22 protein-coding genes are annotated in these 24623 nt (G+C 68.5%); 9 read left to right on the top strand and 13 right to left on the bottom strand.

Features of this window, described 5'->3' with window-relative positions:
• Positions 1–7 precede the first annotated feature (7 nt).
• The 6 genes from nikR (at position 8) to ACQY9S_RS10830 (ending at position 7426) form a co-directional block, all read left to right on the top strand.
• Positions 8–478 carry a nickel-responsive transcriptional regulator NikR gene (gene nikR / locus ACQY9S_RS10855; RefSeq protein WP_428419719.1) on the top strand — a complete coding sequence of 157 codons (471 nt, stop codon included), beginning with the start codon at positions 8–10 and terminating at the stop codon, positions 476–478.
• Positions 479–1273: 795 nt separating this feature from the next.
• Positions 1274–3343 (top strand): TonB-dependent receptor, encoded by a 2070-nt coding sequence (locus tag ACQY9S_RS10850; RefSeq protein ID WP_428425690.1) that lies wholly within the window; start codon positions 1274–1276, stop codon positions 3341–3343.
• A gap of 101 nt (positions 3344–3444) precedes the next feature.
• On the top strand, positions 3445–4824 hold the full coding sequence (locus ACQY9S_RS10845; RefSeq protein WP_428419718.1) for a sensor histidine kinase: 1380 nt from the start codon (positions 3445–3447) through the stop codon (positions 4822–4824).
• Positions 4825–4882: 58 nt separating this feature from the next.
• A complete protein-coding gene (asd, locus tag ACQY9S_RS10840) occupies positions 4883–5764 on the top strand; it encodes an archaetidylserine decarboxylase (RefSeq protein WP_428419717.1) in 882 nt (293 codons plus the stop codon).
• Between the two features lie 81 nt (positions 5765–5845).
• The gene (locus tag ACQY9S_RS10835; protein ID WP_428419716.1) at positions 5846–6937 is read left to right on the top strand and encodes an HD-GYP domain-containing protein; all 1092 of its coding nucleotides are present in this window, start codon (positions 5846–5848) and stop codon (positions 6935–6937) included.
• Between the two features lie 24 nt (positions 6938–6961).
• Positions 6962–7426 (top strand): CreA family protein, encoded by a 465-nt coding sequence (locus tag ACQY9S_RS10830; protein ID WP_428419715.1) that lies wholly within the window; start codon positions 6962–6964, stop codon positions 7424–7426.
• A 145-nt stretch (positions 7427–7571) separates the two neighbouring features.
• Here the strand turns inward: ACQY9S_RS10830 and fba are convergent, their stop codons facing one another.
• From fba to ACQY9S_RS10770, 12 genes are read right to left on the bottom strand one after another with little or no spacing between them, the layout of a single operon-like run.
• On the bottom strand, positions 7572–8609 hold the full coding sequence (gene fba, locus ACQY9S_RS10825) for a class II fructose-bisphosphate aldolase (protein ID WP_428419714.1): 1038 nt from the start codon (positions 8607–8609) through the stop codon (positions 7572–7574).
• 44 nt (positions 8610–8653) lie between these two features.
• Positions 8654–9835, bottom strand: coding sequence for a phosphoglycerate kinase (locus tag ACQY9S_RS10820; protein ID WP_428419713.1), 1182 nt, complete (start codon positions 9833–9835; stop codon positions 8654–8656).
• A 20-nt stretch (positions 9836–9855) separates the two neighbouring features.
• Entirely contained in the window at positions 9856–10875 is a 1020-nt protein-coding gene (gene gap / locus ACQY9S_RS10815; protein WP_428419712.1) for a type I glyceraldehyde-3-phosphate dehydrogenase, read from the bottom strand.
• 59 nt (positions 10876–10934) lie between these two features.
• Complete coding sequence (tkt, locus tag ACQY9S_RS10810; protein WP_428419711.1) at positions 10935–13013, bottom strand: transketolase; 2079 nt, start codon at positions 13011–13013, stop codon at positions 10935–10937.
• A gap of 57 nt (positions 13014–13070) precedes the next feature.
• On the bottom strand, positions 13071–13949 hold the full coding sequence (locus ACQY9S_RS10805; protein WP_428419710.1) for a phosphoribulokinase: 879 nt from the start codon (positions 13947–13949) through the stop codon (positions 13071–13073).
• 46 nt (positions 13950–13995) lie between these two features.
• A complete protein-coding gene (locus ACQY9S_RS10800; protein WP_428419709.1) occupies positions 13996–15069 on the bottom strand; it encodes a class 1 fructose-bisphosphatase in 1074 nt (357 codons plus the stop codon).
• Positions 15070–15079: 10 nt separating this feature from the next.
• A complete protein-coding gene (locus tag ACQY9S_RS10795; protein WP_428419708.1) occupies positions 15080–15772 on the bottom strand; it encodes an HAD-IA family hydrolase in 693 nt (230 codons plus the stop codon).
• Entirely contained in the window at positions 15769–16473 is a 705-nt protein-coding gene (rpe, locus tag ACQY9S_RS10790) for a ribulose-phosphate 3-epimerase (protein ID WP_428419707.1), read from the bottom strand. Before rpe ends, ACQY9S_RS10795 begins: the two co-directional genes overlap by 4 nt.
• Positions 16470–17276 carry an HAD-IA family hydrolase gene (locus ACQY9S_RS10785; RefSeq protein WP_428419706.1) on the bottom strand — a complete coding sequence of 269 codons (807 nt, stop codon included), beginning with the start codon at positions 17274–17276 and terminating at the stop codon, positions 16470–16472. The genes rpe and ACQY9S_RS10785 overlap by 4 nt, the downstream gene beginning before the upstream one ends.
• Before the next feature lies 1 nt (position 17277).
• Complete coding sequence (cbbX, locus tag ACQY9S_RS10780) at positions 17278–18171, bottom strand: CbbX protein (RefSeq protein WP_428419705.1); 894 nt, start codon at positions 18169–18171, stop codon at positions 17278–17280.
• 21 nt (positions 18172–18192) lie between these two features.
• The gene (locus ACQY9S_RS10775; protein WP_428419704.1) at positions 18193–18612 is read right to left on the bottom strand and encodes a ribulose bisphosphate carboxylase small subunit; all 420 of its coding nucleotides are present in this window, start codon (positions 18610–18612) and stop codon (positions 18193–18195) included.
• 24 nt (positions 18613–18636) lie between these two features.
• Positions 18637–20094, bottom strand: a complete 1458-nt coding sequence (locus tag ACQY9S_RS10770) for a form I ribulose bisphosphate carboxylase large subunit (RefSeq protein WP_428425688.1) — start codon at positions 20092–20094, stop codon at positions 18637–18639.
• A gap of 175 nt (positions 20095–20269) precedes the next feature.
• Between ACQY9S_RS10770 and ACQY9S_RS10765 the strand changes: the two genes are divergently transcribed.
• Both ACQY9S_RS10765 and ACQY9S_RS10760 read left to right on the top strand, forming a co-directional pair.
• Complete coding sequence (locus tag ACQY9S_RS10765; RefSeq protein ID WP_428419703.1) at positions 20270–21238, top strand: LysR family transcriptional regulator; 969 nt, start codon at positions 20270–20272, stop codon at positions 21236–21238.
• A gap of 204 nt (positions 21239–21442) precedes the next feature.
• Complete coding sequence (locus tag ACQY9S_RS10760; RefSeq protein WP_428419702.1) at positions 21443–23053, top strand: methyl-accepting chemotaxis protein; 1611 nt, start codon at positions 21443–21445, stop codon at positions 23051–23053.
• A gap of 23 nt (positions 23054–23076) precedes the next feature.
• Here the strand turns inward: ACQY9S_RS10760 and ACQY9S_RS10755 are convergent, their stop codons facing one another.
• Positions 23077–23580 (bottom strand): ornithine carbamoyltransferase, encoded by a 504-nt coding sequence (locus tag ACQY9S_RS10755; protein ID WP_428419701.1) that lies wholly within the window; start codon positions 23578–23580, stop codon positions 23077–23079.
• A gap of 278 nt (positions 23581–23858) precedes the next feature.
• On the opposite strand from ACQY9S_RS10755, the gene ACQY9S_RS10750 reads away from it, so the two are divergent.
• Entirely contained in the window at positions 23859–24602 is a 744-nt protein-coding gene (locus ACQY9S_RS10750; RefSeq protein WP_428419700.1) for a Crp/Fnr family transcriptional regulator, read from the top strand.
• Positions 24603–24623: the final 21 nt, after the last annotated feature.

Below are 24623 nucleotides of genomic sequence, written 5' to 3'. Positions count from 1 at the left end.
TGCCGCCATGGAACGTTTCACCATCTCGCTCGACGACAAGCTCGCGCACGAGTTCGACCACTGGATCGCCGACCGCGGCTACGCCAACCGCTCGGAAGCCGTGCGCGACCTGCTGCGTGCGGAGATGGAGCGCACGCGCCAGGAGAAGGACGAGTCGGTGCATTGCGTGGCCTGCCTGTCGTACATCTTCAACCACCACCAGCGTGAGCTGACCGAGCGCATCACCGAGCTGCAGCATGACCACCACGACCTCGCGGTGTCGACCATGCATGCCCACCTGGACCACGACCACTGTCTGGAAACCGTGATCCTGCGCGGCCCGACGCAGGCGGTGCGCCAGTTCGCCGATGCGGTGTGCGCCGAGCGCGGGGTTCACCACGGCAAGCTGAACCTGATCAGCGTGGAGCTGCACCACGCCCACAAGCACGGACGCGGCGCGCATCACGCGTCGCACGTGCATCCCAAGCCGGCGTCCTGATACCGACTCGCTCTCAAACCCGTCAAATCAGTCAGTGTCCTTCGGCACCTTGCAGCCGTTCGTGTGCGTGGGTTTCCGGCGTGAGAAGCGGCCACCGGCTGGCTGCTTGCAGGTACCGAGCGGTGCTGGCGAGGACGCCGGGCGAGCGGCTCCGCTCATGTCCCCCCGGGCGCCAGCCCGGCACGGGGGACATGAACGCAACACAGCGACCCGGCTCAGCGCCAGCGCCAACGTTTGGCGGTCGGCTGGGCTTGAATGCAATGCGTATGAGACACCAGCTCCCGCCGGATGACGCGCCGCCCTGTAGCCGACTGTGCGTTTCGGTCGCCCCGCTGGAAGCGGTGTGATCGGCCCTCTCTGCGCGAGCCCGTGGCGCACTCTGGCGAATGCCAGCGGTCGAATACGGCACGAAAATTGTATGAGTATTATTTAAAAGATCATACTTTTGGTCTGCTGACGTTTCCAGTCACGCTCTTTGTCGAAGGTTGCGTGCACTGCGGTCATGAAGCCGCATCCGCTGTCGAGTTCTTGACGTAGTGCAAGAAGCCCATCGGGCCGTGCCCTTGGTGCCGCAGTGGTTCTTGCGCACCTTTCCCAGGCGTGCCCGCGGCACGAAGCAACACAGGGCGCGCTCCGGCCTTGCCGGATGAACGACACGAAGGAGACACCACCATGTATCGACATCGTGAATGTCCGACTGTCCTGGGGCGCGCGCTGTCCCGCCGGCGCGCCTCCCGCCACGAGGAACTGGCCGGCGAGGCGTACCACGGCGTGCGGGCCAAGCCGGGCGGCTGGATGGTCGCCATCGCCGCGCTCGGTGGTTCTGCGCTGGCCCAGACCGCGACGCAGGCGCCCGCGCAACTCGACCCGGTCGTCATCCAGGGCAACTACGACAATTCAGTGGGCAGCTCGGACGCGGCCAGCCAGGGCACCGTCACGTCGAAGTTGATCGAGAACCGCCCGACGCTGCGGCCGGCCGAGGTGCTCGAGTTCGTGCCCGGCGTGATCGTGTCGCAGCACAGCGGCGACGGCAAGGCCAACCAGTACTACCTGCGCGGCTTCAACCTCGACCACGGCACCGATTTCGCGAGCTTCGTCGACGCGATGCCGGTGAACATGCCCACCCACGCGCACGGGCACGGCTACAGCGACCTCAACTGGCTGATTCCTGAACTGGTGAACCGCATCGACTACAAGAAGGGGCCCTACTACGCCGACGAGGGCGACTTCGCGTCGGCCGGCGCCGCGCACATCCGGCTGTTCGACGCCCTCCCCAAGGGCATCGCGTCGGTCACGCTGGGCGAGAGCGGCTACCGCCGCGGGCTGATCGCAAACTCGAGCGCGCTCGGCGAGGGCCATCTGCTCTACGCGTTCGAGGCCGGACACAACGACGGTCCCTGGGACAACCCTGAGAAGTTCCACCGCGTCAACGGCGTCCTGCGCTACAGCTTCGGCGACGCGAGGACGCATTCGGCGATCACGGCCATGGGCTACTCGGCCGCCTGGAATTCGACCGACCAGATTCCGCAGCGCGCGGTCGATCAGGGCTTGATCGGGCGCTTCGGTGCGTTCGACCCCACGGACGGCGGCCGCACCGCGCGCTACAGCCTGTCCTACGACCTGCAGCACCGGAGCGACGACGGCGTGTTCAAGTTCAGCGCCTACGCCATCCAGTCGCGATTGAACCTGTTCTCCAACTTCATCTTCTTCCTGGAGCACCCGATCGACCTGGACCCGGCGGCCACGAACGGCGACCAGTTCGAACAGGCCGAACGCCGCAAGGTGCTCGGCCTGACGACCAGCCGCAGCTGGAACGCTTTGCTCGGCGGGCGCGAGATGGTCAACACCATCGGGGCGCAGCTGCGCCACGACCGGCTCGACCCGGTGGGCCTGTACGGCACCGTGGCGCGCGAACGCGTCGCCACCACCCAGGAATCCCGTGTGCGCGAGACGAATGTGGCGCTGTACGCGGAGAACGCGACGCAGTGGCTGCCCTGGCTGCGCAGCGTGGCGGGCGTGCGGTTCGATCGGTTCGCGTTCGACGTGGACAGCTCGATTCCGCAGAACAGCGGCAAGAAGAACGACAGCATCGCGTCGCCCAAGCTGTCGTTGATCTTCGGCCCGTGGGCCAGGACCGAGTACTTCGCGAACTACGGCTACGGCTACCACAGCAACGATGCGCGCGGCACGACCGCGACGGTCACCGCGAAGGACCCGACCGTGGCCATCGACCCGGTCAATCCGCTGGTTCGCTCCAAGGGCGGCGAGCTCGGCTTGCGGACCGAAATCATCCGGGGCCTGCAAAGCTCGCTGGCGCTGTGGCAGCTGACCCTGGCCTCGGAACTGCTGTTCGTTGGCGACGCCGGCGAGACCGAACCCAACCGCGCCAGCAAGCGCTACGGCATCGAGTGGAACAACCACTATGTTGTCCGGCCCTGGCTGCTGTTCGATCTGGATCTCGCGGCCTCGCGTGCGCGCTTCAGCGAGGACGACCCCGATCCGACGGTCGGCAACGACATCCCGGGCGCCGTCAACAGGGTCGCTTCCCTGGGCGTGACCGTGGCCGACCTGGGGCCTTGGTTCGGGCAGTTCCAGTTGCGCTATTTCGGTCCCCGGCCGCTGATCGAGGACAACAGCGTGCGATCGCATGCCACGACCCTGGCTTACCTGCGGGTCGGCTACAGGATCACCAAGGACGTGCGGCTCGCGCTGGACGTGTTCAACCTGTCCGACCGCCAGGCGAGCGACATCGACTACTTCTACACATCGCGCCTGAAGGGCGAGCCGGCGGCCGGCGTCGACGACCTCCATTTCCACCCCGCGGAGCCGCGCAGCCTGCGCGCGACGCTGACGGCGAATTTTTGAACGGTGCTGCAGCTTGATGGTCAAATGAGGGCGTGTTCGATGCCGACGCGGCGTGGTTTTTCGCTTCGTGCCGCTCGCCCGAAAGACTGCGCCTGCACCCCATGGCCGATTCGCCGCCTTCACGCCCCCTCGTCCCCCCTGGGCCTCCCGCGCTCGAAGATCCGTCGCAGCACGGCCAGATGGAGGGCGTCGACGAGTCGACCTGGATGGACGTCATCCAGAAGATGGACGAGGTGTACTCCCAGCTCGTGCTCGACGAAATCGAGCTCGAACAGAAGAACACCGAGCTCGAGCAGTCGCAGCAGTTCATCTTCAGCGTGCTGTCCGCGATGTCGGACGTGCTGCTGGTGTGCGACGAGAACGGCGTGATCGAGGAAACCAATGCCGCGCTGCGCGAGCTGGTCGGCCGCAGCGATGCCGACCTGCGCGGCACCGCGATCCACGACCTGCTGGCCGACGAAGCCAGTGCCGTGCGCGTGCAGCTCGTGCTGGCCAATGCCGCGCCGTCGCGGCAGGGCGAGGGCGTGGAGCTGAACCTGTTCGACGCCCAGCGGCAGAGCGTGCCGGTCGATGCCAACTGCACGCCCCGCATCTCGCCTCACGGGCGGCGCGTCGGCACGGTGTTCGTCGGCCGGCCGACCGCCGAGATCAAGCGGGCCTTTCACGAGCTGCATGCGGCCCACGAGGCACTCAAGCGCGCGCAGCAGCAGCTGCTGCACTCCGAGAAGATGGCGTCGCTGGGGCGGCTGGTCGCCGGCGTGGCGCACGAGCTGAACAACCCCATCAGTTTCGTACTCGGCAACGTGCACGCGCTCAGCCGCTACAGCGATCGCCTGGGCCGCTACCTGGCCGCCGTGCACGCCGGTGAGGCGCCGGCGCAGCTGGCCGAGATGCGCACCAGGCTGCGCATCGAACACCTGCTGAGCGACCTGCCGTCGCTGATCGAAGGCACGCTCGAAGGCGCGCAGCGCACGGCCGACATCGTCAACGGCCTCAAGCGCTTCTCGGCGATGGACCCCGAGGCGCGCGCGTCGGTCCCGCTGAACGACGTGATCGAGCGCGCGATCCACTGGGTCAGCAAGGGCACCGCGCCCAGTTTCGAGATGAAGTGGCAGCCCGGCCCGCCGTGCAGGGTGACCGCCAGCGCCGGGCAGTTGCAGCAGGTGCTGATGAACCTGCTGCAGAACGCCTGCGACGCCGCCGCGAGCCGGGGAGGCGGTCACCCGGTGCTGTGGATCGATACCGAGCAGGACGGCCCCTGGGTGCGCCTGCGCCTGCGCGACAACGGCCCCGGCATCCCGCCGGAGCACCTGACGCGCATCTTCGACCCCTTCTTCACCACCAAGCCGGTGGGCAAGGGCACGGGACTGGGTCTGTCGATCAGCTACGGCATCGTCGAGCAGCATGGCGGCAAACTGAGCGCGCGCAACCACCCGGACGGCGGCGCGGAGTTCACGCTGGAGCTGCCGCTGGCGGGGTGAGCGGGCGCGCGGCGGCGCTCGCTACACTGCACCGCCCTACCGCCACCGCATCGCGCCCGTGTCAGACCGCCTCCATGTGCTGCTGCAGTATCTGTTGCCCAAGCGGGCGCTGACGGACTTCGCCCGGTTCGTGGCGTCCAGCCGGGGCGGGCTGGTGACCACCGCCATCATCCGCCGCTTCGTGCGCAAGTACGGGGTCGACATGAGCGAGGCGGCCGAGCCCGACATCACCCGCTACGCGACCTTCAACGCCTTCTTCACCCGCGCGCTGCGGCCCGGTGTGCGCCCGCTGGCGACGGCGCAGCTGATCTGCCCGGTCGACGGCGCAATCAGCCAGTTCGGTGCGATCGACCGGGACCGGATCTTCCAGGCCAAGGGGCACCACTATTCGACCCGGGCACTGGTCGGCGGCGACGGCGAACTCGCCGGCCGGTTCCAGGACGGCCACTTCGCGACCCTCTACCTGAGCCCGCGCGACTACCACCGCATCCACATGCCCTGCGACGGCCGGCTGCTGCGCATGATCCACGTGCCGGGCGATCTGTTCTCGGTCAACCCGGCAACCGCGCGCGGCGTGCCCGGGCTGTTCGCGCGCAACGAGCGCGTGGTCTGCGAGTTCGACGGCGCGCTGGGGCCCTTCGTGCTCGTGCTGGTCGGCGCCACCATCGTGGGCAGCATGGCCACGGTCTGGCACGGCCGGATCAACCCGCCGCGCGTGAAGCAGCTGCGGGAGTGGCGCTACGGCGACCAGAACGTGCGCCTTCGGCAGGGCGAAGAGATGGGCCGTTTTCTGCTCGGTTCGACCGTCGTGATGCTGTTTGCGCCGCGGCCGAACACGCCGCTTCGTTTCGATCCGGCGTGGACGCCGGGACGTGCGATCCGCTTGGGAGAGGCCATGGCCTCAGGGCCCGGGCCGGCAGGGGAAGCGCTCGCCCGGTGAGGCGGGCGTCCGTCGCGACGGGCTCGACAAGGTGCCAGAATCGACGGTGACCGACTGAACCGCGCCACCAGGCGTCCTCCCTTGAACCCGCCCCGCACCACCGCAGACGTCGCCGAGTCGATCGCCCCGACCCATTCGGAACCCGAGGGCGCCTCGGGCGAACCACCGGTCCCCGCGACCCCTGCCGCGGCGGGCGATCTGCCGGATCGCAGCGACGGCCCTCCCGCACAGGTCGACGGCACGGAGCGCACCGCCGCCCGCCCGCTGCCGCTGCCCTCGGAGCTGGCGGCCTTGCAGCACCAGTTGGCCACCGCGCTGGGCGCGCCGCTTGCCGAGACCGGCTGGCCTTCGCTGATCGAGGGGCTGATGCGGCGTTGTCGTGCACTCGTGCAGCGCGACGCCGACTCGCTGCTCTACCTGCTGGTGCAGGGCGCGAACCGGCCGCAGGAGCACTACAGCAGCCAGCACGCGCTGTTCTGCGGCGTGGTCGTCGAGCTGTGCCTGCAGCATCTGGAGTTCAGCGACGCCGAACGGCAGGCGGTCGTGCTCGCCGCGCTGACCATGAACGTCAGCATGACGGAACTCCAGGACGAACTGATCCATCGCGAACGGACGCCCACGCTGGACCAGCGTCGTGCCATCGATGGCCACCCCCAGGCGAGCGCCGAGCTGCTGCGCCGTGCCGGCATCCGCGACGAGGCTTGGCTCGAGATCGTGGCCTTGCACCACACCGATCCGGCGCCCGAGCTGCCGTACGGGGCGCTGAGCGCGACGCAGCGGCTGGCCAGCGTGCTGCGCCGGGCGGACGTCTTCACGGCGAAGATCAGCTCGCGCAGGTTCCGTGCGGGCATGCCGGCCACGCTGGCGGCGCGTGCCGCCTGCCTGGGTCCCAACGGCCAGCCGGACCAGGTGGGCTCCGCTGTCATCAAGTCGCTCGGCATGTACCCGCCGGGGAGCTATGTCAGGCTGGCCAGCGGCGAGGTGGCCGTGGTCACGCGGCGCGGCGCGAAGACCAACGAGCCCATCGTGGCCAGCCTCGTGGGCCGCGATGGCAGGGCCTTGCCGGCGGCCACGCCGCGCGATACCGCCCAGCGGGCCTATGCGGTGACGGGCGTCGCCAGGGCGGCCGAGATCCGCGTGCCCACCGCCCCGCTGCGCATGGGTACGGACTGACCGCTTTCCGGGGACTCGTCGAGGATGAACAAGCTCCTGCCCCTCGGCCTGCTCTGCGCCGGCCTCCTGGCCCAGGCGGAACCGGTCGGCGAGGTCGATACCGTCTTCAAGCTGATCGGGCCGGACCACAAGATCGTCGTCGATGCCTACGACGACCCCAAGGTCCACGGCGTGACCTGCTACGTGTCGCGCGCGAAGACCGGAGGGATCAAGGGCGCGTTCGGCCTCGCCGAGGACAAGTCCGAGGCCTCGATCGCCTGCCGGCAGACCGGTGTGATCGCCTTCGCGAAGCCCTTGCCGGTGCAGGAAGAGATGTTCAGCGAGCGAATTTCACTCGTCTTCAAGCGGCTGAGGGTGGTGCGCATGGTGGACCGGCAGCGCAACACGCTGGTCTACCTCACCTACTCCGATCGCGTGATCGAAGGCTCGCCGCAGAACAGCGTGACCGCGGTGCCGGTGGACCGCGCGCTGGTGATCCCCGTCAAATAGGCGCGACAACCCCGTGGTGCGACGCTTGCCGGCTCCCTCTCCCGCCCTGCGGGAGAGGGTTGGGGTGAGGGCCGACCGGTACACCCCAGCCCTCTCCCCCGTAGCCGGTGGAGAGGGAGCAAGCCCCGCGGGGGGCTCCACTCGTTCAGGCGTAGCGTTTCGCGCCCGCCTCGAGCGACACCGGCTTGATCTTCGACGCCATGCCGGCGCAGCCGAAGGCCTGGAAGCGGTCGATGCAGACGTCGCGTGCGGCGGCGGTCGCGTCCTTCAGGAACTTGCGCGGATCGAACTCGCCGCGGTCGCGGCCCATCGCGCGGCGCATCGCGCCGGTCATCGCGAGGCGGATGTCGGTGTCGATGTTGACCTTGCGCACGCCGTGGCGGATGCCTTCCTGGATCTCCTCGACCGGCACGCCGTAGGTTTCCTTGATCTCGCCGCCGTGCTCGCGGATGATCGCCAGCCACTCCTGCGGCACCGACGAGGAGCCGTGCATCACCAGGTGGGTGTTCGGGATGCGCGCGTGGATGGCCTTGATGCGGTCGATCGCGAGGATGTCGCCGGTCGGCTTGCGGCTGAACTTGTAGGCGCCGTGGCTGGTGCCGATGGCGATCGCGAGCGCGTCCACACCCGTCTTCGCGACGAAGTCAGCCGCTTGCTCGGGGTCGGTCAGCATCTGCTCGTGGGTCAGCACGCCCTCGGCGCCCACGCCGTCTTCCTCGCCGGCCATGCCGGACTCGAGCGAACCCAGGCAGCCTAGCTCGCCTTCGACCGACACGCCGATGGCGTGCGCCATGTCGACCACGCGGCGCGTCACGTCAATGTTGTACTCGTAGCTGGCCGGCGTCTTGGCGTCCTCGAGCAGCGAGCCGTCCATCATCACGCTGGTGAAGCCGGAGCGGATCGACTGGATGCACACCGAGGGGCTGGCGCCGTGGTCCTGGTGCAGCACGATGGGGATCTCGGGGTACATCTCGGCCGCCGCCTCGACCATCTTGCGCAGGAAGGGCTCGCCGGCGTACTTGCGCGCACCGGCCGAGGCCTGCAGGATCACCGGGCTGTCGGTCTTCTGCGCGGCCTGCATGATGGCCTGGATCTGCTCCAGGTTGTTCACGTTGAAGGCCGGCACGCCGTAGCCGTGCTCGGCCGCGTGATCGAGCAGTTGTCTCAGGGAAATCATGGCCATGGTGTGACTCCGGTTGCTTGGATGAAAGGGGTGAGGGCGCGGCCTCAGGCGGCGCGGTCCTCGAGCGCCTTCACGGCGGGCAAGGTCTTGCCTTCGAGGAACTCGAGGAAGGCGCCGCCGGCGGTCGACACGTAGTCGATCTGGCGCGCCACGTCGAAGCGGTTGATGGCCGCCACGGTGTCGCCGCCGCCGGCGATCGAGTAGGCCGTCGACGCGGCGATCGCGGTGGCCAGCGTGCGGGTGCCGTAGGAGAACTGTTCGATCTCGAACACGCCCAGCGGGCCGTTCCACACGATGGTCTTGCACGGCGCGAGCCGCTCGACCAGGGCCTGCATCGACTGCGGGCCGAAGTCGAGGATCAGGTCGTCGGGGGCCACCTCGTTCAAGGTCTTGATCGCCGGGATCGCACGATCGGAGAACTCGGTCGCGGTGACCACGTCGATCGGCATAAAGAGCTCGGCACCGCGTGCGCTCAGCGTTGCAGCCACTTGCGCGGCGGTCTCGACCATCTCCGGCTCGCACAGCGACTTGCCGACCTGCTGGCCGGCGGCCAGCAGGAAGGTGTTGGCCATGCCGCCGCCGACCACCAGCAGTTCGACCTGGCCCGCCAGCGCATTGAGCACCGACAGCTTGGTCGAGACCTTGGAGCCTCCGACGATGGCCGCGAGCGGGCGCGCCGGCTGCGCCAGCGCACGGCCGAGCGCGTCCAGCTCCGAGGCCATCAGCGGACCGGCACAGGCCACCGGAGCCACCCGCGCCAGCGCTTCGGTCGTGGCCTCGGCGCGGTGCGCGGTGCCGAAGGCATCGTTCACGTACACGTCGCACAGCGCCGCCATGCGCTGGGCGAGTTCGGTGCTGTTGGCTTTCTCGCCGGGGTTGGCGCGGCAGTTCTCCAGCATCACGACCTGCCCGGGCGCGACGTCGAAGCGCCGCGTCAGCCAATCGGTCACCAGCGGGACCTCTTGCCCCAGCAGTTCGCCCACGCGACGGGCCACCGGCGCCAGCGAGTCGGCCGGTGTCAGCGCGCCTTCGCGGGGCCGCCCCAGGTGCGACGCCAACATCACGCGCGCACCCTGTGCGAGCGCGTGGCGGATGCCGTCGATGCCGGCGCGGATGCGCGTGTCGTCGGTGATGCGGCCGGCCGCGTCGAGCGGCACGTTGAAGTCGCAGCGGATGAACACCCGCTGCCCGCGCAGGTTGATCTGGTCCAGGGTCTTGAAGGCCATGTCGCGCTCCGCGTGCGGTTTCAGGCCCGGGCCATCGCCTGGGCGGTGTCGAGCATGCGGTTGCTGAAGCCCCACTCGTTGTCGTACCAGGCGCAGACTTTCACGAGCCGCCCCGAGACCTTGGTGCAGGTCGCGTCGAACACGCTGGAGCGCGGGTCGTGGTTGAAGTCCACCGACACCAGCGGCTCCTCGGTGTAGCCCAGCACGCCGGCCAACGGCCCCTGCGCGGCGGCGGCCTTCAGCAGCGTGTTGACCTCGCCGGCGCTGGTGTCGCGGTTGGCGGTGAACACCAGGTCGACCAGCGAGACGTTGATCGTCGGCACGCGCACCGCGAAGCCGTCGAGCCGGCCGGCCAGCTCCGGCAGCACCAGGCCGACGGCGGCGGCGGCGCCGGTCTTGGTCGGGATCATCGACTGCGTGGCCGAGCGGGCGCGTCGCAGGTCCTCGTGGTAGACGTCGGTCAACACCTGGTCGTTGGTGTAGCTGTGGATCGTCGTCATCAGGCCGTTGGCGATGCCGATGCCGTCGTTCAGCACCTTGGCCACCGGGGCCAGGCAGTTGGTGGTGCACGAAGCGTTCGAGACGACGGTGTGCTCGGCGCGCAGCACGCCGTGGTTGACGCCGTAGACGATGGTGGCGTCGACGTCGGCGCCGCCCGGCGCGCTGATCAGCACCTTCTTCGCGCCGGCGGCGAGGTGGGCCGAGGCCTTGGCCTTGCTGGTGAACAGGCCGGTGCACTCCAGCACGATGTCGATGCCGTGCTGCTTCCACGGCAGCTCGGCCGGGTTGCGGATCGAGCTGACATGGATGCGCCGCCCATCGACCACCAGGTCCGAGCCTTCGTGGCTGACCGGGAAGCCGAAGCGGCCGTGCACGGTGTCGAAGCGCGTCAGGTGGGCGTTGGTCTGGGCGTTGCCCAGGTCGTTGATCGCGATGATCTCGATGTCATGGGCCGTGCCGGCGCGTTGCGACTCGAACAGGGCACGGAGAACGTTGCGGCCGATGCGGCCGTAGCCATTGATGGCGATGCGTGTGGTCAAGGCGGTCTCTTCTTGGGATGGAAGGGAAGGGGACGCTGGCGCAGGACAGCCGGCGCGGCTCAGTTCGACGACAGCACGGTGTTCGGCTCGATCGCGAGCTCGCCGTCTGTTGCGGCGGGCAGATGCGGGTGGACCAGCCTCTTCGCGCGCTCGGCAGCCGCCTCGGCGGTGATGCCGAAGAGTTTGAACAGCTGGGCCGCCGGTGCCGATTCGCCGAAGCGGTCGAGTCCTATCACGTCGCCGTGCTCGCCGACGTACTTCCACCACAGGCCGGTGCTGCCGGCCTCGATGGCCAGACGCGGCAGGTGGCGCGGGATCACCGTGTGCCGGTAGGCGGCGTCCTGGCGTTCGAACACGTCCATGCAGGGCACTGAGACGACGCGTGCCGCGATGCCATCGGCCGCCAGCAGCGTGGCGGCCTGCAGTGCGATGCCGATCTCCGAGCCGCTGGCCAGCAGCGCGACGCGCTCGCCTTCGGGCCGCCGCAGCACGTAGGCACCGCGCGCGATGTTCTCGATGCGCTCGCGCCCGTCGCCGCCGTGCGGCAAGGCCTGGCGCGACAGCAGCAGGCAGCTCGGCCCGTCGGCGCGGCGCAGCGCCTGCCGCCAGGCGACGGCCGTTTCGGTGGCATCGGCCGGACGCCAGACGTCGACGTTCGGGATCAGCCGCAGGCTCGATGCGTGCTCGATCGGCTGGTGGGTCGGACCGTCCTCGCCGAGCCCGATGGAGTCGTGCGTGAACACGTAGATGACCGGCAGCCGCATCAGCGCCGACATGCGGATGGCGTTGCGCGCGTAGTCGGCGAAGGTCAGGAAGGTGCCGCCGAACGGCCGGTAGCCGCCGTGCAGCGCCACGCCGTTCATGATGGCGGCCATGCCGAACTCGCGCACGCCGTAGTGCACGTGGTTGCCGGTGGCCGTGCCCTTCAGCGGACGGTGGCCCTTCCAGTCGGTGAGGTTGGAGCCGGTCAGGTCGGCCGAGCCGCCGAGCAGTTCGGGCATGGCCGGACCGACCTCCTGCAGCACGTCCTGCGAGGCCTTGCGCGTGGCCACCGCAGCACGCTTGGTTTCGGCGCTCTGGATGGCCGCGGACAGCGCGGTTTCGGCGGTGCCGCCGAGCGCGGTGTCGTCGCTGTGGCGGCGCAGCAGCTCCTGGGCGAGGTCGGGAAAGGCCTGGGCGTAGTCACCGAACCTTGCCTTCCAGTCGCGCTTGCGTGCCGCCCCGCGCTCCAGCGCCGACCAGGCGCACTCGACCGCTTCGGGGATCTCGAACGGCGCCGCGGTCCAGCCGAGCTTCTCGCGCGTGAGCGCGATCTCGGCCTCGCCCAGCGCCTCGCCGTGCGCCTTGGCGGTGCCGGCGCGGTTCGGCGAGCCCTGGCCGATGTGGGTCTTGCAGCAGATCAGCACCGGCTTGTCGGCCGTGTGCGCCTGCGCGATCGCGCGGTCGAGCGACGCGAAGTCGTGGCCGTCGACATCGCGCAGCACGGTCCAGCCGTAGGCTTCGAAGCGGCGCGGCGTGTCGTCGGTGAACCAGCCCTTCACGTCGCCGTCGATCGAGATGCCGTTGTCGTCGTAGAAAGCGATCAGCTTGTTCAGTTGCCAGGTGCCGGCGAGCGAGCAGGCTTCGTGGCTGATGCCTTCCATCAGGCAGCCGTCGCCCAGGAAGACGTAGGTGCGGTGGTCGATCACCGCGTGACCCGGGCAGTTGAACTCGTCGGCCAGCAGCTTCTCGGCCAGCGCCATGCCGACCGCGTTGCTGATGCCCTGGCCCAGCGGGCCGGTGGTGGTTTCGACGCCCGGCGTGACATCGACCTCGGGATGGCCCGGCGTGCGCGAATGCAGCTGGCGGAAGCGCTTGAGCTCGTCGATCGGCAGCTCGTAGCCGCTCAGGTGCAGCAGCGCGTACAGCAGCATCGAGCCGTGGCCGTTGGAGACGACGAAGCGGTCGCGGTCGATCCACTTCGGATCGGCCGGATCGTGCTTCAGGTGGTGGCGCCACAAGGTCTCGGCGATGTCGGCCATGCCCATCGGCATGCCGGGATGGCCGGAATTGGCTGCCTGCACCGCGTCCATCGCGAGGGCGCGGATGGCGTTGGCGCACTGGGTGCGCAAGGCCAGGTGGTTGGTGTTCTCGTTCATGGGAGGACCAGGAAGGTGGATGGGTTCTGCTCGGCGATCGACAGGGGCGGGCGCGCTTCAGGCGGCCAGCAGCTTCTTGCGCCGCTCGACCAGGCGCATGACCATCGGCGTGAAGATCAGCTGCATCGCCAGCTCCATCTTTCCGCCCGGCACCACCAGCGTGTTGGCGCGCGACATGAAGGAGTCGTGCAGCATGCTCAGCAGGTAGGGGAAGTCGAAGCCGCGCGGGTCGGCGAAGCGGATCACCACCAGGCTCTCGTCGGCGGTGGGGATGGTGCGTGCGATGAAGGGGTCGGAGGTGTCGACCACCGGCACGCGCTGGAAGTTGATGTGCGTGCGCGTGAACTGCGGGCAGATGTAGTGCACGTACTCGTGCATGCGGCGCAGGATCACGTCGGTCACCGCCTCGGTCGAATAGCCGCGGGTGCTGCGGTCGCGGTGGATCTTCTGGATCCACTCGAGGTTGATGACCGGTACCACGCCGATCAGCAGGTCGGCGTGGCGGGCGACGTCGACCTTGTCGGTCTTCACGCCACCGTGCAGGCCTTCGTAGAACAGCAGTTCACTCTCGGGCAACGGCTCCCAGGGTGTGAAGGTGCCCGGTTCCTGCTTGTAGGGCGCCGCCTCCTCGGCGTTGTGCAGGTACTTGCGAGACTGGCCGGTGCCGGTCTCGCCGTAGCAGCGAAACAGTTGCTCGAGTTCAGCGAACAGGTTCGCGTCTTCGCCGAAGTGGCTGAAGTGCTGGTTGTCGACGGCTTCGGCCTCGGCCATCGCCAGCTTCATCGACTGGCGGTCGTAACGGTGAAAGCTGTCGCCCTCGATGACGGCGGAGCGGATGCCTTCGCGGCGGAAGATGTTCTCGAAGGTGCGCGTCACCGACGTGGTGCCGGCGCCGGAGGAACCGGTGATGGCGATGATGGGGTATTGGGCAGACATGGCGGCAGCTCCGAAGAGGTGGGATGGGGCGCGGACGGGCGCTGGCTCAGCCAGCGTCCGCGAACAGGCCGCGCTTGCCGAACAGCGGCGAGCTGTAGGTCGCGGGCGGCTCGTCGCGGTGGTAGCCCTCGATGCGGGCAACCTCTTCGCTCGAGCCGAACACGAAGCCGATGCGCTGGTGAATCGACTCGGGCTGCACCTCCAGCAGGCGCTTGCGGCCGGTGCTGGCCATGCCGCCGGCCTGCTCGATCAGGAAGGAGACCGGGTTGGCCTCGTACAGCAGCCGCAACCGGCCCGCCTTGCTCGGGTCCTTGCTGTCGCGCGGGTACAGGAAGACGCCGCCGCGCATCAGGATGCGGTGCGTCTCGGCGACCAGCGAGGCGATCCAGCGCATGTTGAAGTCGGCGCCGCGCGGCCCGGTGCTGCCGGCCAGGCACTCGTCGACGTAGCGCTTGACCGCCGGCTCCCAGAAGCGGCTGTTCGAGGCGTTGATCGCGAACTCGCGCGTGCGCTGCGGGATGCGCAGGTTCGGATGGCTCAGCACCCACTCGCCGAGTTGCGGATCGAGCGTGAAGGCATGCGTGCCGTTGCCCAGCGTCAGCACCAGCATCGTCGACGGTCCGTAGATCGCGTAGCCGCCGCAGACCATCGTGGTGCCCGGCTGCAGGTAGTCCTGTGGCTGCGGATCCTGGCGCGGCTGCGGTGCGCGATGGATCGCGAAGATGCTGCCGACGGTGACGTTGACGTCGATGTTCGAGGAGCCGTCGAGCGGGTCGAACATCAGCAAGTACTTGCCGCGCGCGTACTGCGGCGGGAGCGTGTACGGCGCTTCCATTTCCTCGGACACCATGCCGGCCACGTGGCCGCCCCATTCGGTGGCACGCAGGAACATGGTGTTGCTCAGCACGTCGAGCGTCTTCTGCTCTTCGCCCTGCACATTGCCCGAGCCGGCGCTGCCGAGCACGCCGGCCAGGCCGCCGAAGGCCACCTTGCGCGAGATCGCCTTGCAGGCGAGCGACACATCGGTGATCAGCGCGTTGAGCTCTCCGGTGGCCTCGGGGTGCTTGCGGCGTTCCTCGATGAGGAACTGCGTGAGGGTGGACTTTCCTCCGGTGGGCATGACGGTCTCCTTAGGTGTTCTGTTCGCAAGGGGCGCTCTGGTGCAGCAGGCGGGTCAGCAGGTGCCGGGGCGTCGCCACGCGCCACGCGTCGACGCTCTCGGGCACGGCGTGATGGCCATAGCCCCAGAGCACCAGCGCGGCCTGCGAGCCGGCGGCGTGCGCAGCCCTCAGGTCGAGGATGCTGTCGCCGACCATCAGCAGGCGGCCCGGCGAGACCCGGAGCCGGTCGGCGGCCTCCTCCAGGAGCAGCGGCGAGGGTTTGCGCTGTCTCTTCGTGTCGGCGCCGTGGACCGCTGCAAAATGGCCGAGCAGTCCGGCTGCCTGCAGCACGGCGCAGGCGAGCCGCGTGGGCTTGTTGGTGACGACCACCAAGGGCCGCAGCGCCTGCAGCGGCGTGAGCAGGGCGGCGATGCCGTCGTAGACCATGCCGTGCCGCAGCGGTGCTGCGAGCGTGATGACATCGAAGGCAGCGCGAACGCGGGAGGTCACGACGGCGGTGCTGACGGCGTCCAGGCCCTGTGCGCTCATGGCACGGGCGATCAGCGCGTCGGGGCCGTCGCCGATCCAGCTGCGCACGCGGTCGAGGTCGAAGCTTTGCAGGCCGGCTTCGTGCAGCCCGGTGTTCAACGCGTGCGCGATGTCGGGCGCGCTGTCGACCAGCGTGCCGTCGAGGTCGAAGGCGATGGCGTCGAAATCCGTCATGCGCCTGGCCCGCCGAGCGCCTTGGAGGATTGCTGGCCGCGCTGCGCGCTGTCGCGGATGCCGGCGATCGCCTGCCGGTAGGCGCCGCCATTGAAGACCGCCGAGCCGGCGACCAGAGTGTCGGCGCCGGCGGCGGCGATGCGCTGCGCGTTGTCGACCTTCACGCCGCCATCGACCTCGAGCCACACGTCGCGGCCGCTGCGATCGATCAGGCGGCGCAGCGACTCGATCTTCGGCAGCGTGCCTTCGATGAAGCTCTGCCCGCCGAAGCCGGGGTTGACCGACATCAGCAGCACCAGGTCGAGCTGGTCCAGCACGTGGTCCAGCACGCTCAGCGGCGTGGCCGGGTTCAGCACCAGGCCAGCCTTGACGCCGTGCGAGCGGATCAGCTGGATCGTGCGGTCGACGTGCTCGCTTGCCTCGGGGTGGAAGGAGATGATGGCGGCACCGGCCTGCGCGAACATCGGGATCAGCGCGTCGACCGGCTTGACCATCAGGTGCACGTCGATCGGCACCGTGGCATGGGGCCTGATGGCCTGGCACACCAGCGGGCCGATGGTCAGGTTGGGGACGTAGTGGTTGTCCATCACGTCGAAGTGGATGAGGTCGGCGCCGGCCTCGATGACGGCGGTGACTTCTTCACCGAGGCGGGCGAAGTCGGCCGACAGCAGGCTGGGAGCGATGCGGATCGCGCGGGTCATTGGGGGACTCTCCGGTACAGGGCCTGCACGGCATCGAGGGGCGCCGGCGGCCGTGCGTGGCGCGCCAGCTCTTCGAAACTCAGCCAGGCGACTGACTTCAGCTGCCGGCCGGGTTCGTCGTTCAAGGGCTTGTGCGGATCGCCGAGGCGCGGCAGCACGAGCCCGGCGGCCGAGAAATCGCTGCCCTCGGTCCAGAAGGTCGGCGTGATCACGGTCCACAGCCCGGCAGCCACCGCGGCACGCAGCCCGTTGGCGGAGTCTTCGAGGGCGACCGCCCGGTCGGGCGTGAGACCGAGCGTGCGCAGGGCCAGCTGGTAGATGTCGGGTGCCGGCTTCTTGTGCTTCACCTGGTCGCCGCAGGCGATGACGCTGAACATCTCGAGTCCGCGCGGGCCCAGGGTGGAATGCAGCAGCGCGTCGACGTTGATCGCGCTGGTGGTGCTGGCGATCGCCAGCCGGCGTCCGGCGTGCAAGGCCTCGTCGAGCAGTCGGGCGACGCCGTCGCGCAGTGCGATGCCGCCGTCGTTCACCATCGAGCTGTAGAAGCGTGTCTTCTCGCGATGGATGTGCGGCACCAGGTCCAGCAGACGCCGGCAGTCTGCCGCGGCAAGCGGAAGCGACTGGATGTAGCCTGCAATGCGCTCCTTGCCGCCGGTGACATCGAGCAGGCCACGGTACTCGGCGCGGCTCCAGCTCCACCCGAGGCTGTAGCGTTCGAACGCGAGGTTGAAGGCCACGCGATGCGCTTCTTCGGTGTCGGCCAGCGTGCCGTCCACGTCAAAGATCAGAGCGTCGATGCCCATGTCAGTCCTTGTCGATGCCCGCGGTGTCGAACACGCGGCTGGACAGGATGTCCTGTGCCTGCAGCGTGCAGAGCTGCTCGCGCGTCAGCGTGCCGTCGTCGTCGAAGAGGCGCGTCGCGTGGCGCAGGCGGATGCGGTCCAGGGCGTTGCGCACCGAGCGGGCATTGGCAAAGTGCGGCTGCTGGCGCCGCAGACCGACATAGCGCTCGAAGGCCGGCTCGGCTTCGTCGTCGAAACGGTAGTTCAGGCCCTGCAGCATCAGTGTCGCGATCTGCATCAGCTCCGGCTCGCTGTAGTCGGGGAAGTCGATGTGGTGGGCGACGCGCGAGGCCATGCCCGGGTTGCTGCCGAAGAAGGTGTCCATGCGGTCCTTGTAGCCAGCGAGGATCACCACCAGGTCATCCCGGTGGTTCTCCATCGTCTGCAGCAGGATCTCGATCGCCTCCTGGCCGTAGTCGCGCTCGTTCTCGGGGCGGTAGAGGTAGTAGGCCTCGTCGATGAACAGCACGCCGCCCATCGCCTTCTTGAGCACCTCCTTGGTCTTGGGCGCGGTGTGGCCGATGAACTGCCCGACGAGGTCGTCGCGCGTCACCGCGACCAGGTGGCCCTTGCGCACGTAGCCCAGTTGCTTGAGCACCTCGGCCATGCGCATCGCCACCGTCGTCTTGCCGGTGCCCGGGTTGCCGGTGAAGCACATGTGCAACGAGGGCGGCTGCGACTGCAGGCCCTGTTGCTGCCGCAGCTTGTCGATCACCAGCAGCGCGGCAATGTCGCGGATGCGACCCTTGACGGGCGCCAGGCCGACCAGCTCCGCGTCGAGCTGCTCGAGCAGCGAGCGCACGCCCGAGGCCTCGAACAGCGCACGCGGCGAGGTGGCGCAGGAGGTGTCGTCCATGTCAGTGGTTCGCCCGGACGATCAGTAGCGCGCGCCTTCCGGCTTGGCCTGCACGGCGTAGCTTTCGATGCTGTAGCGCAGCGTGCGCCCCGGTTCTTCGGTGCGGATCAGGCGGAAGCCGGGCTCTTCGCTCGGACGGTTGACGATGAAGGACAGCACCACCGACTCGGTGCCGTGCGACGAGTCGAAGGCGGTCAGGCGGATGTAGTGGTTGGGGAAGGTCTTGCGGCAGCTGGTGACTTCGAGCATGACGCCGGCGGCGTCTTTCACGTCGAACATCGGGTTGCCGAACATCTCCCAGTAGGTGTTGCGGGGATGCGGGTCGTCGGTGTACTCGAGGCCGATGGCCCAGCCCTTGTCGAGGCAGTAGTTCACCTGGCGGGTGATCTGCTCGTCGGTGAGGTCGGGCAGGAACGAGAAGGTGCCTTGTGTGATGCGCATGTCGTAGCTCCTTGGATGGCGTGCTCAGGCAACCGACGGCGTGGGCACGAAGTCCGACGTGTCGGTGGAGGTGTAGTTGAAGGTGATCTCGCCCCAGGTGTCGAGCGCGGCGGCCAGCGGACTGCAGCTCTTGGCGGCGTCGCGCAGGATCTGCGGGCCTTCGTTCTTGATGTCGCGGCCTTCGTTGCGGGCCAGCACCATGGATTCGAGCGCAACGCGGTTGGCGGTGGCGCCGGCCTGGATGCCCTGCGGGTGGCCGATGGTGCCGCCGCCGAACTGCAGGACCACGTCGTCGCCGAACAGGTCGAGCAGCTGGTGCATCTGGCCGGCATGGATGCCGCCCGAAGCGACCGGCATGACCTTGCGCAGCGCGCCCCAGTCCTGGTCGAAGAAGATGCCGCGCGGCAGGTCGACCTTGGTGTGCGTGTCGCGGCAGACGTTGTAGTAGCCCTGTACCGTCATCGGGTCGCCTTCGAGCTTGCCGACCGCGGTGCCGGTGTGCAGGTGGTCGCAACCGGCCAGGCGCAGCCACTTGGCGATGACGCGGAAGCTCACGCCGTGGTTCTTCTGGCGCGTGTAGGTGCCGTGGCCGGCACGGTGCATGTGCAGCAGCATGTCGTTCTGGCGGCACCAGTTCGACATCGACTGGATGGCCGTCCAGCCGATCACCAGGTCGACCATGATCACGACCGAGCCCAGTTCCTTGGCGAAGGCGGCGCGACGGTACATCTCCTCCATCGTGCCGGCGGTCACGTTCAGGTAGCTGCCCTTCACTTCACCGGTCGCGGCGGACGCCTTGTTCACGGCATCCATCACGAACAGGAAGCGGTCGCGCCAGTGCATGAAGGGCTGCGAGTTGATGTTCTCGTCGTCCTTCATGAAGTCGAGGCCGCCCTTGAGGCCTTCGTACACCACGCGGCCGTAGTTGCGGCCGGACAGACCCAGCTTGGGCTTGGTGGTCGCGCCCAGCAGCGGCCGGCCGAACTTGTCGAGCCGTTCGCGCTCGACGACGATGCCGGTCGGCGGGCCGGGGAAGGTCTTGACGTAGGCGACCGGGAAGCGCATGTCCTCCAGGCGGGCGGCCTTCAGTGGCTTGAAGCTGAAGACGTTGCCGATGATCGATGCGGTGACGTTGGCGATCGAGCCTTCCTCGAACAGGCTCAGGTCGTAGGCGACGTGGCAGAAGTACTGGCCCGGGTTGTTGGGCACCGGGTCGACCTTGTAGGCCTTGGCGCGGTACATGTCGCAGGCGGTGAGCCGGTCGGTCCACACCACGGTCCAGGTCGCGGTGCTCGACTCGCCGGCCACCGCGGCGGCGGCCTCGATCGGGTCGACTCCGTCTTGCGGCGTGATGCGGAAGATCGCCAGGACGTCGGTGTCCTTCGGCACGTAGTCGCTGTCCCAGTAGCCCATCTGGGCGTACTTCAGGACGCCGGCGGAATAACGCTTCTTGGCGTCGGTGATCTGCGTTGGTTCGTTCATCTGGCCCACGGCACTCTCCTTGCTCGACTGCTGGTTTGGTTGGCTGATCTGGATGCAAGGGCTTGGCGAAGAAGACGTTGCGAAGACCTGCCAGACCCGTTGATGCATCGAAATATACGAACTGGAACAAACATAGAAAAATTAATTATGTTCAGTGATACATTTGCATTTACTAATGCTTAGGAACGCTACCCTTCGCCAGCTGGCGGCCTTTCACACCGTTGCCCGGCTGGGCAGCGTGTCGCGCGCCGCCAGCGAGCTCTACCTCACGCAACCGGCGGTCTCGATCCAGCTGAAGCTGCTGGAGGAATCGGCCGGCACGCCGCTGCTCGAGCGCGAGGGCCGCGGCGTGAGGTTGACCGCGGCAGGCGACCTGATGGCCTCGTACGCGGGTCGCATCCTCGACCTGTGGCGCGACGTGGGCGACGAGATGGCGACGCTGCGCGGCGTGTTCTCCGGCACCCTGCGGGTCGGTGCCGTGACCACCGCCGAGTACCTGCTGCCGCCGCTGCTGGTCACGTTCGCCAACGAGCTGCCGAACGTGAAGGTGAAGCTGCGCGTGGGCAACCGCGACGAGATCGCCCGCATGCTCGCCAGCCAGGAGGTCGACCTGGTGGTCATGGGCCGCCCGCCGAGCGAGCTGAAGACGGTGGCGACCGCCTTCGCCAAGCACCCGATGGCCTTCATCGCGTCACCGCGGCATGCGCTGATGGGGCAGAGCAGGCTCGTGCTGGCCGATCTCTCGGGCGCGAACCTGCTGGTGCGTGAGCGCGGCTCCGGCACCCGCACGACGCTGGAGCGGCTGTTCAAGGACGAAGGCATTTCGCTGCGCATCGGCTCGGAGCTGTCGAGCAACGAGGCGATCAAGCAGATGTGCGTGGCCGGCTTCGGCGTGGCCTTCCTGTCGCTGCACACCTGCCGGCTCGAACTCGATGCCGGCCTGCTGCAGTTGCTGCCGCTCGCCAGCAACCCGGTGGAGCGCGAATGGTTCGTGATGCACCTGGCCTCGCGGCAATTGCCGCAGGTCGCGGTGGCGTTCGAGAAGTTTCTGGTGACGCAGGGCCAGAGTCTCATCCGCGGCCAGTTGCCGCAGCCCGTGGCGGTGGTGCCGCAGGGACGCGCCCGCAAGCCCCGCAAGCGCTGAGCGCGGTGACATCGAATCGTCCGCTTGACGTGATGGGTTGAAAGGCGGCTTTCCGCCTGGGCGCCGCCCGACCCCGTGACGTTGCCGGGTTCGAAGCTTGCGTGCCATGCCGCGGCAACCCTGCCGTGCGGCGACCCCCTTGCGGCCGGTCTGCGCGGTGGCGGCAAACGACAACAGCGTCAAGCGCGCGGACCGGGAGACACCTTGAATCACACCCACAGCCAACACGGCGGCGAGGCTGCAAGCGTGGAACTGGCGGATCGAACGCCGCTGATCACGACCACCGACCTGCAAGGCACGATCAGCTTCGCGAACACCGCCTTCGTGCGCACCTGCGGGTTCGCGATGGAGCAGGTCCTCGGCGCCTCGCACAACATCGTGCGGCACCCCGACATGCCGCCGAAGGTGTTCGCGGACATGTGGGCGGCATTGAATGCTGGTCGGCCATGGACCGGGCTCGTCAAGAACCGCAGCAGCAGCGGCGCGGCCTACTGGGTCAAGGCCAACATCATTCCGATGTTCAAGGACCACCGGACGGTCGGCTTCACCTCGGTGCAGAGCCGGGCCGACGAATCCGAGGCGCGCCGCGCCGAGCAGGTGTACCGCCTCTGGCAGGCCGGCGATGGCGCGCAGTACGTGCTGCGCTCGGGGCGCATCGTCGAGACCGGCTGGCGCGCACTGATCAAGGCCGTGAAGAACCCCCTCGACCTGCCGGTGCAGTGGCGCATGCAGGGCACGGCCGCGATCCTGGGCGCACTGTTCTGCGCAGTGCTCGCGTGCGCGTTGGCGCCCGCTGCGGCGGCAGGACTGATGAACGCCGCCGGCGGCTGGCGTGTCTGGGCGCTGGTCGGCGGCTCGGTCGGGCTGGCGGCGTCGACCGCGGTCGCGCTGTACTTCCTGAGCCGCGTCGTCGCACCCTTGAAGAGGTCGCTGGAAACCGCGATGGCCATTGCGGGGGGCGAGATCACGCGGCAGTTCGACGACACGCGCACCGCCGGGGAACTGCTCGACCTGAATCTGGCACTGGGGCAGATGGTGGCCAAGATGGCTGCGGTCCTCGGTGATTCGCGCGACCACGCCGCGGAGGTCGCGTCGGTGGTGGACGGCCTGGCCGAAGGCGCGCGCCGTCTGGCCGAGCGCTCCGCGGGCCAGGCCGGCGACGTGCAGGCCGTGACCCGCAGCACCGCGGACATCGACGTTCTGAGCCAGCGCAACACCGACGCCGCCGGCCAGGCCAGCCGGTCGGCCCACCAGGCCTCCGAGGAGGCCGACGCGGCCTGCACCGCCGCCGGCGCCATGCACACCGCGATGCACGACATCGCGGTGTGCAGCCGGCGTATCGGCGAGATCAGCCACGTCATCGACGAGATTTCGCTGCAGACTGGCATCCTGGCACTCAATGCAGCCGCTGCCGCCAGCCGAGCCGGCGAGCAGGGCCGCACCTTCAACATCATCGCCGGCGAGGTGCGCACCCTGGCGCAGCGCAGCGGCGCGGCGGCGAAGGAGATCAAGCTACTGGTCGGCGAATCCCAGCAACAGACCAGTGCCGGCGAGAAACTGGCCTCCCAGGTGGGGGCTCGCATCAATGGCGTGGCGCAGCAGGTGAAGGAGGTCAGCGCGATGATTTCCCAGATCAGCCTGGCCGCTCAGGAGCAGTGCGCCGGCGTCGAACACATCAACGTCAGACTGCAGACGCTCGACGCGGCGACCCGCCAGAACGCCGAACTGGCGCGCGAGAGCGCCTCGTCCAGCTCGGACGCGATTCGCGAGGCGCGCCGACTTCAGGCGGCACTGGGGGTCTGGAGCCTCGAGTAGGGGGGCGCACCCTGCCGCCCCGGTCAGGCCATCGTGCTGAGCAACACGGCCTGCAGCACGAAGCGCCGGTTTTCGTCCGGCGATGCACCGCCGCCCAGCAGGTCGGCGAGCCTGGCGGTGAAGTGCGACGGCCGCGCGACGCCATCGTAGACAGGTATCCCGGCCTCCTGGCTGATCCGCTGTACGAGTTCGGGCGCGACGCCCTGACATTCCACGCCGTCGTACAGCCGGCCGAGCAGGCGTGCGGTGTGCTCCACCTCCTGGGGCGGGCTCAGCGCCGACAGGCTCGGCGCAATGTGCGCCACGTGCGCGCCCAGCGCCTCGGCGGCACGGCGGAAGTAGACCGCGTCCATGTCGTCGTCCGCCGCGCACAGCAATCCGAGGTTCTTGCCCCGCAGCAGCGCCTGCGGCGTGCCTGCTCGGGCGGCCTGCTGCAGTTTGCGGGCGTTGTCCAGCAGGCAACTGGCGTCGCGCGGCGACATGTTCTCGGAGGCCAGCAGGCTGCGGTGATCGACGGTGGAGAACATGGGGGGCGCGGTTGGGTCCGGCAACGAAGGATGTCGCCCGATGGCGGCAGCCTAGCGACCCGCCCTGAATGGGCCTTGATGCCGGTCAATACGGACCGCGACGCCCCGTGCAGATACGCAGCGGACACAAACCGGTCACGCAGCGTTACCGAGCGATGCACGGCGTTGTCACTGAATTGCCGGGTGATTCCTAGCATCCACAGCATCGAATGCTCGTCAGCCAGGAGTCCATGATGCTCAGTACCGCTCCCGTCGCCGCTTTGCACCCCGCTCGGACGATGCCGACCGTCTTCGCGCCACCCACCAAGTTCGACAACGTCGACCAGCGCACCGGTCAGCGCATCGGCGAGACGCTCGGGCTGCTGTGTGACACGCTCTCGCCTCAACGGCGTCTGGTCCGTGCCAACGAGCCGGTCTACCGGGCGGGCGACCGCTTCGAGCACCTCTACATCCTGAACGCCGGCTGCTTCAAGATCGTCAACCTGTCGCCCGACGGGCGTGAGCAGGTGGTCGGGCTCAGGTTCCGCGGCGACTGGCTGGGCTTCGACGGCATTGCGCGCGGCCGCTATGCGAGCGGTGCGGTCGCAATGGACACCGGCGAAGTCTGGGCGGTGCGTTACGACGCGGTACGCGCTGCCTGCGCAGACCATCCGGCGCTGCTGACGGCCCTGCACGAGGCGATGAGTCGCGAAATCGCCGGCGATCGCGATTCGCTGATGTCGGTCTGCACGCTGCCCGCCGATGCGCGGGTGGCGGACTTCCTGCACCACTGGGCCGAGTCGCTGGCCATGCGAGGCCTGCGCACCGACCAGATCACCTTGCGCATGACGCGCGCCGAGATCGGCAACTACCTGGGCATGTCGCTGGAAACCGTGAGCCGTGCCCTGTCGCGCCTGGCGCGCTGCGAGCTGATCCACTTCACCGAGAAGGGGCGCCGCGACATCCTCATCCCCCGCGTTGAAGCGCTCGCCGACTTCGTGCAGGGCTGTCTCACCCCGGCGGCGTCTGCGGTGCTCCAGTGACCCGGGGCGAACCTGGCCGCG

It is taken from the genome of Methylibium sp. (assembly GCF_965279545.1).
GTDB lineage: Bacteria > Pseudomonadota > Gammaproteobacteria > Burkholderiales > Burkholderiaceae_C > Methylibium.
Note: the sequence above shows the minus strand (reverse complement) of the source record. Positions and strands in the feature narration are given on the sequence as shown.

What these genes read in the sequence shown, in the direction of transcription:
- ACQY9S_RS10820 (WP_428419713.1), bottom strand. Translation starts at nt 9,835, where the DNA reads ATGGCCTTCAAGACCCTGGACCAGATCAACCTGCGCGGGCAGCGGGTG.
- ACQY9S_RS10755 (WP_428419701.1), bottom strand. Translation starts at nt 23,580, where the DNA reads ATGTTCTCCACCGTCGATCACCGCAGCCTGCTGGCCTCCGAGAACATG.
- ACQY9S_RS10775 (WP_428419704.1), bottom strand. Translation starts at nt 18,612, where the DNA reads ATGCGCATCACACAAGGCACCTTCTCGTTCCTGCCCGACCTCACCGAC.
- ACQY9S_RS10805 (WP_428419710.1), bottom strand. Translation starts at nt 13,949, where the DNA reads ATGTCTGCCCAATACCCCATCATCGCCATCACCGGTTCCTCCGGCGCC.
- ACQY9S_RS10785 (WP_428419706.1), bottom strand. Translation starts at nt 17,276, where the DNA reads ATGGGCATCGACGCTCTGATCTTTGACGTGGACGGCACGCTGGCCGAC.
- tkt (WP_428419711.1), bottom strand. Translation starts at nt 13,013, where the DNA reads ATGAACGAGAACACCAACCACCTGGCCTTGCGCACCCAGTGCGCCAAC.
- cbbX (WP_428419705.1), bottom strand. Translation starts at nt 18,171, where the DNA reads ATGGACGACACCTCCTGCGCCACCTCGCCGCGTGCGCTGTTCGAGGCC.
- ACQY9S_RS10770 (WP_428425688.1), bottom strand. Translation starts at nt 20,094, where the DNA reads ATGAACGAACCAACGCAGATCACCGACGCCAAGAAGCGTTATTCCGCC.
- ACQY9S_RS10765 (WP_428419703.1), top strand. Translation starts at nt 20,270, where the DNA reads ATGCTTAGGAACGCTACCCTTCGCCAGCTGGCGGCCTTTCACACCGTT.
- fba (WP_428419714.1), bottom strand. Translation starts at nt 8,609, where the DNA reads ATGGCCATGATTTCCCTGAGACAACTGCTCGATCACGCGGCCGAGCAC.
- ACQY9S_RS10800 (WP_428419709.1), bottom strand. Translation starts at nt 15,069, where the DNA reads ATGCCCACCGGAGGAAAGTCCACCCTCACGCAGTTCCTCATCGAGGAA.
- ACQY9S_RS10750 (WP_428419700.1), top strand. Translation starts at nt 23,859, where the DNA reads ATGCCGACCGTCTTCGCGCCACCCACCAAGTTCGACAACGTCGACCAG.
- rpe (WP_428419707.1), bottom strand. Translation starts at nt 16,473, where the DNA reads ATGACCCGCGCGATCCGCATCGCTCCCAGCCTGCTGTCGGCCGACTTC.
- nikR (WP_428419719.1), top strand. Translation starts at nt 8, where the DNA reads ATGGAACGTTTCACCATCTCGCTCGACGACAAGCTCGCGCACGAGTTC.
- ACQY9S_RS10830 (WP_428419715.1), top strand. Translation starts at nt 6,962, where the DNA reads ATGAACAAGCTCCTGCCCCTCGGCCTGCTCTGCGCCGGCCTCCTGGCC.
- ACQY9S_RS10795 (WP_428419708.1), bottom strand. Translation starts at nt 15,772, where the DNA reads ATGACGGATTTCGACGCCATCGCCTTCGACCTCGACGGCACGCTGGTC.
- ACQY9S_RS10850 (WP_428425690.1), top strand. Translation starts at nt 1,274, where the DNA reads ATGGTCGCCATCGCCGCGCTCGGTGGTTCTGCGCTGGCCCAGACCGCG.
- ACQY9S_RS10845 (WP_428419718.1), top strand. Translation starts at nt 3,445, where the DNA reads ATGGCCGATTCGCCGCCTTCACGCCCCCTCGTCCCCCCTGGGCCTCCC.